This is a genomic window from Victivallis vadensis, assembly GCF_003096415.1.
Taxonomy (GTDB): Bacteria; Verrucomicrobiota; Lentisphaeria; order Victivallales; family Victivallaceae; genus Victivallis; species Victivallis vadensis.
The window spans coordinates 22,432-28,431 of the sequence record NZ_QEKH01000048.1 but is presented as its reverse complement, the minus strand read 5'-3'; the positions used below and the strand labels follow the sequence as shown (position 1 = coordinate 28,431).

Annotated in this window: 3 protein-coding genes; all 3 read right to left on the bottom strand. The window is 54.1% G+C overall.

From position 1 onward, the window contains the following. Nucleotides 1-495: 495 nt before the first annotated feature. Genes C8D82_RS19005 through C8D82_RS18995 form a run of 3 tightly spaced genes read right to left on the bottom strand, consistent with a single transcriptional unit; the run spans nt 496 to nt 5,985 of the window. Nucleotides 496-2,763 carry a sodium:solute symporter family protein gene (locus tag C8D82_RS19005; RefSeq protein ID WP_116885874.1) on the bottom strand — a complete coding sequence of 756 codons (2,268 nt, stop codon included), beginning with the start codon at nt 2,761-2,763 and terminating at the stop codon, nt 496-498. A 46-nt stretch (nt 2,764-2,809) separates the two neighbouring features. Further along, nucleotides 2,810-4,681 (bottom strand): polysaccharide deacetylase family protein, encoded by a 1,872-nt coding sequence (locus tag C8D82_RS19000; RefSeq protein WP_116885873.1) that lies wholly within the window; start codon nt 4,679-4,681, stop codon nt 2,810-2,812. Between the two features lie 17 nt (nt 4,682-4,698). Next, on the bottom strand, nt 4,699-5,985 hold the full coding sequence (locus C8D82_RS18995) for a glycoside hydrolase family 27 protein (RefSeq protein WP_116885872.1): 1,287 nt from the start codon (nt 5,983-5,985) through the stop codon (nt 4,699-4,701). Nucleotides 5,986-6,000 lie beyond the last annotated feature (15 nt).

Genomic DNA, 6,000 nt, shown 5'->3' with positions numbered 1-6,000 from the left:
CCCCCAAACTGGAAGTCTAACACCAAATAATTTTTCAATTTTTCCCTTTCAAGACACCGGAAATGCCTCAGACATGTAGCTCATTGGGCGCATACTTACACGATAAGGAAATGATGCAGCATATTCACCGTAATCAGGAGTTTTTTTTCGATAAGAACGGAATGCACTATTCGGCAAGTCCACTGTTTGGTCTGAAATTAGCAAATGACTTTTTCTTACATCAGTTCTTTGAAACATGGTATTTTGCGGAAATCCTGAAAAGAGACCGGGATTCGGGATGAATCAGGAAGAGGGACACGACAAAACATCTCTCCAAATAGGAAAAGCCTGGAAAGAAGGTCAGCCTGGAAACGATTGCCTGCATGATCCCGGAATGCCCGCCGCTGAGCCGAGAGTGCAGGCTGCAGGCTTGCAGGTGATATCGTCTCAGTCCTGTTTCAGGTCAAGATCCCCGATGTTCAACCGGGGAGATCGACCCGAAACAAAATGCTGTTTTCAGGAATCCGAATGCGAGAGAACCTGCCCGTTGTCATCCGGGTCCTCGATGCGTTTTTCAAGATCGATAAAGAGTCGGCGGGTGTCGCGAATGCCGCCGATCATAAACCAGACCGTCGAAATAAGTCCGACGATGGCCGGAATGACCAGCGATGTAATGAAGAACTTGACCGTCCACCATTCATCCGGCCAGGGGCTGATTGTATTCCAAATGACGATTGCCACAAAGACAATGCCAATCTGATAGACGAACGAATAACCGAAAACGGAGTAGGCAATGATTTTATCCCCCCGCGTGTATTCGTCCGTAATGCCGATGAGTTTACTGAAAACATTGCGGAATGTCCAGTGTTCTTTCGGCGGCGCCGGGGCATCCGCATAAATGCCGCGGTGCAAAAGCTTGTCAAGATTATACGGCTTATAGGTGAGATAGGAGCCGACAATATACCCGCCGAGAGAAAGAACCATTGAAATGAAGAAAATTTCAAATGAATTGATCGGAAACTTGACCGGATCCATGCTCCATTCGATCCAGGGATTGAACGGCGCGGAGACAGTTTGTAGGAAAGAATCCAGCGTCTCCACCATCCCCAGCTGCTCCAGCGCCGGGTAGATGCTTTTTGCCCAGTTTCGCTGAAAGATAAGTCCCAACAGAGAAGTGCCCGAACCCAAAATGATTGAGCACCACGCTCCGGTCAGATTTCCGAAGCGGCTGTAAAGCCCGAACACCATGATCGGTCCGGCGCCGCCGAGCCAGAGCGCGCACATGATCGTTATGAACATATTGATGTAATCCAACTGGGCGAAAAAGATTGATACCATCAGGAACAGCAATGCAACGGCAACGCTGGTGAGCCGCAGCAGCAGAAGGTGTTTTCTTTGATCCAGATGCCCCTTGAACATCGGCAGAATCACATCCTGCGTCAATGTGGAGGAGGCGTTGAAAATACGGCTGTCGTCGGTTGAGACCAGCAGCATGACCATCAGGAGGCAAAATAATCCGAGCATGCCGACCGGGAAGATTTTGCTTACCACGGACGGCATCATCATCTGCTGATAAAGTGAGCGGTACTTCTGGAACTGATGGCGAGCGTCGGGGGTATCGCCAAGCGTATCCCGGACTGCATTGAAGTAAGGGGTATCAAGGTTGTGCTGCTGGGAAAGAGGCCGGTCCCACTCCTGTTTCGTGAAGGTTTCCGGAATTTTGTGAATGGCCTTCATGACTTTTGCCCTGACGGCTGTATCGGCAACCACATCATCCAGGACTTTCGCGGAAAGTTCCTGACGGATCTCTGTACTGGAAATCTTGAATTTATTGTCGGAATGCATGAAACGCGGGCCGGTCATAAACGTGATCACCACGACTGCCAATAAAAGGATCATCATGGAAGCGAACCCGTTTTTCCATGCTCCGAGCACGCCGGCCATCTTCTGTTCATGGGGAGTCCTGCCCGCTCCGCTGGTATCATTGCCGATCCATCCCGCACGGTTCAGAACTGAACTGAACAAGGTCACGACCAACGCAAAGATATTGAAGTCACGAAGCTCCGAAACGTCGTAGGGATTCAGAAAACTCTGACCGGAAACACGGTTCAGCATGACCGGCGCAATATCGTTCGTCCATGAGAAGTTAAGAATGATGTATCCCACAATGATCACGAAAATCGGATAGCTGAGAAGCCCCTGAAAAGTATCCGTGATCAGCAGAGAAATGCGTCCGCTGGGCCAGATGAATACCAGCGCGAGGCACAGGCAGAGCGTTACGATGATTACGTAGCACGGCAGATTGATTCCCATGACCGTAATTCGATGCGGAAGGCCGAGGTAGTAGATGAAAAAATTGGTCGCGATGGCCGGTCCGATGGCGTTTGTGATCAATTCCGCAATTGTACGCAGAGCAGCACAGAAAACACGAAAAAACCTGCTCCCGTAACGAAGCTCCAGGAACTGCCCCAGGGAAAGGCAGCGTGTTTCGCGCCAGCGGTACAGGCAATATCCGGTCAACGCCATGAATATGCCGAGCGGGGCTGTGACGGCTCCCCAGAAACTGACCGCGAAACCGGTCTGGTAGAACTGTTCGGCGTTTGCCACAAGAGAAATCACGGATAGGCCTGCGGCCAGATCTCCCACGGAAATAATATAGCGTCCGGCAACTCGTCCCGCCGCCAGAAAATCCACGACTCCCCGCGCATACTTCCGTGAATAAACCGATATCCAGATCAATAGTGCTACTGGAACAATTACGATCAGCCAGTCAAGCCAGGTCATCCTATGCCTCTTTCTTCCTTCTTCAATTTATGATCAAAACAAACCGTTATTCAGTTTTGAGAAATTTTATTTGCGAATCTTCCCTGCCGGTCAGAGTAAATACGATTCCATGGTTCGGAGGTGTCCTGAATACCAGCCGGTTGCGCCCGCTGAGCGGTTGCAGGTCAACCGTTCCGGAATGCGCCGGACCGATTTTCTTGCCGTTAAACCAGATTTCGCATTTCAGCCATGCTTCCAGCGAACGGCTGCGGAACTGAAGCGGAGATGCGGAATCCGTTTCAAAATCCAGAATTGCCAGCACAGCCGTGTCACGCGGCCATTTCCGATTGTCGATCACGGGATGAATGGAATACGGGCCCGCATTCTTCCGTTTCCGGATATGCCGGGAAGCCGTCAGGCCCGACTTCGCCAACACGGTATCCGGACGCGAAATGCCGGCCGGATCCGCATTGGGCGGCATCTCACAGATCAGGGCGGCGTCATCGGGCGGCAGCGGCAGTTTCTCCGGAGCGGGCTCCTCCCATTCCGCATAGAGCCGGTTCTGTTTGCCGTTCCGCCGGAAATCCAGCTGGAGCGCCGCATATGGGGCGCCGTACTGGAAATAAAGTTCCGGTCTGCGGGACGGTTGAACCACAGTGACGGAAGCGGAACTTCCGGCTTTCACCGCCGGCAAATCGGCACGCATTGCAGCTTTTTCCCAAACGGCGGGAAAACGAAATGTAAATTCGCACTCCCGCAAATCGCTCCACCCCTGATTCTTGATCACCGCACGCCATTTGCCGGCGCCGAGTGAAGCGAGGGTCAGACTCAATTCCGGAAACTCGGAGGAAGTTCCGTTTTTCATCATCCTCCCGATTTTCCGCGGAACTTCCCGCTGTGAATCATGAGGGACTTCGAGCAGCGTGCCGTGCAACCGCCCTCCCGCCGCTTTCAACGGAGTGGCTGCGCTTACGGTAAACCAGAGAGGCACGTCGGCGCCCAGTTCTGCCGGCGTCATGCGGGTTATGGAAAATATGGCGGCGCAGTCCTGTGTTTCTTTGCGGACCGAACAATTCAGCGCTTCATACCGATAGGCTCCATATTCGGTCTGATTGCAGTACCACCAGTCCGGTCGCCGGGCGAGGCGTTCAAAAATCAGATCCAGTGTTTTCAACCCTTCTTCCGAATGCCAGGAATGCATTGCCATGGAGATGGAGGGATTTTCTCTTAAGGTCTCCGCATCGGCGAGACAGCTCTTCAGCTGTTTTTCAAAAACCGCCAGTTTCGGCTCTCGGTCGCCCGGGGTCAGAATGCGGGAATAGGCATGGCTGCGCGGCGGGTGGCCGAGAGCCGGCCGGTGTTCGGATTTCATCATCACATCAGGCGAAGAAATGATTCCGGCGGCACGCATCCCGTGACCGATGGAACCCGTGACATGCGCCACCGGCTCCCACCAGTCGCAGAAGGGAAGGACCTGGGAATTGATGCAGGCCTGGCCCGAGACTTCAAGCATGATCCGATTCCGCATGTATTCGCGGAAATGGGAGACGGAATCCACGCAGGGCAAGTGCGGATGGGTGACCGTATGAAGCCCGATGGAACACCCGCCGGTCTGCAGCGTCTTCAGATAATCCGGATCGCGGCGGAGGCACCAGACCGGATTATTCTGGTAGAACGTCCCTTTCAATCCGTACTTTTTCATGTGTTCCAAAGTCCGAAGGTGTTCCCAGGCGGAATCGTCCCAGCGGGCGGACACTGCGAGTTTGTAATTTCTCGGCAGGGGATTTGCCAGAAGCTGTGCCTGCCGCGCTTCCCGGGGAGAGAGAAATTCCAGGCGGACCGTTTGCGTATATTCGCGAAATTCCAGAGGGTTCTCCGCGCCGGTATTTCCGGCGCAGAGCAATCCTGCCAGAATCCGAAGAAAGGTTTCAGTTTTCATGCCGGATCACCGCATTTTCAATATTTCAGGAAAGCGCAGTCGCCGGGATGCAGATACAGCTCCAATATGCCGTCCGGATTCACATGCGCATCGCGCTCCTCCCAGACATCAAAGAGCGGCGGGATATCTTGGAAACCAAGCAATTCCGGAGTCAATTTCACATGTCTGCGAACCGAATCGATGTTGAAGATCCCCAGCCAGCCGTGGCGGGGATCGGCTTTGTGCGGGGTTTTGCGGACATCTATATGGCGCATCAGAGTGACCCGTCTGCCGACGATGCCGTTGCGGTTGCACTCCAGCATTCCGGGGTGCGTCGCCCAGGCGATGTCGTCATCGGGCGTCTGCGGAAGGTCTCCGCCGAAAATCAGCGGCGAGCAGCTCATGGCGAAAATCGTCATCATGGTTTTCTTGCCGAGAGGCGTCAGGTTGCTCTGACGCGCCGCCCCCTGTTCCGTCGGCTTGGTCTGCGGAGTCGTCACCTGAAGCGCTCCGAGGGGAAGCATGTCAAGATCCGCCCAGAGGGCCGGGCCGCTGAGTTCCTCGAATTCATGCCAGCGCTGGAGTTTGAGCGCATTGACTGCATCGTGGTCCCATGCGTCGGCAGTCACGCGGATCATATTCGCATAAGGTTCGTACAATTTCCAGCTCCCCCGCCAGATGTCCTGCGAACCGGGAGAAAGGCTCAGCAGAACCGGGCGGGCGACGGAATCGATCGCTTTCGCAAACAGCGCCACATGGTCGGGATGTTCCACGACGTCATCCAGTTTTATGAAATCCACGGCAAGTTCTTCGGTCAGGTATTCGAGAACGCTCCTGTAATATTCGAATGCGCCGCTTTGGGAGGCGTCGGTTGCAACCGTATAGTCGCACCAGGAGCAGAAGTTGTCCGGATCGTAAATATCCCGCGCCCGGCAGCCGGCCCCCTTTACGGGGGTGTTCCGTTCCAGGGCGATACGGGGCATTCCCCGCATGAGATGAACGCCGAACTTGACGCCGTTTTCATGGCAGCGGTCGGCAATCGGGCGAAGCCCGTGCGGGAAATTGACCGGCGAAGGGATGAAGCGCCCGAATTCGTCGATATGCATTTTGCGGTTCTGGCCGACTCTGCGGAGATCTTCGTCGAGTTCCGCATCGCCGTCCGCATACCAGGCGGCATCCAGACAGAAATATTCATATCCGGCAGGCTTCAGCTTTCGGAGAAACTGTTCCAGATTCGCCAGTGTCTGCTCCTCGTTGATGGTGGTCAGATAGCAGTCGAAGCTGTTCCAGCCAGACGGAGGAATTTCTGTTTTCGTGATCAGCATTTGGCAATCCTTGAT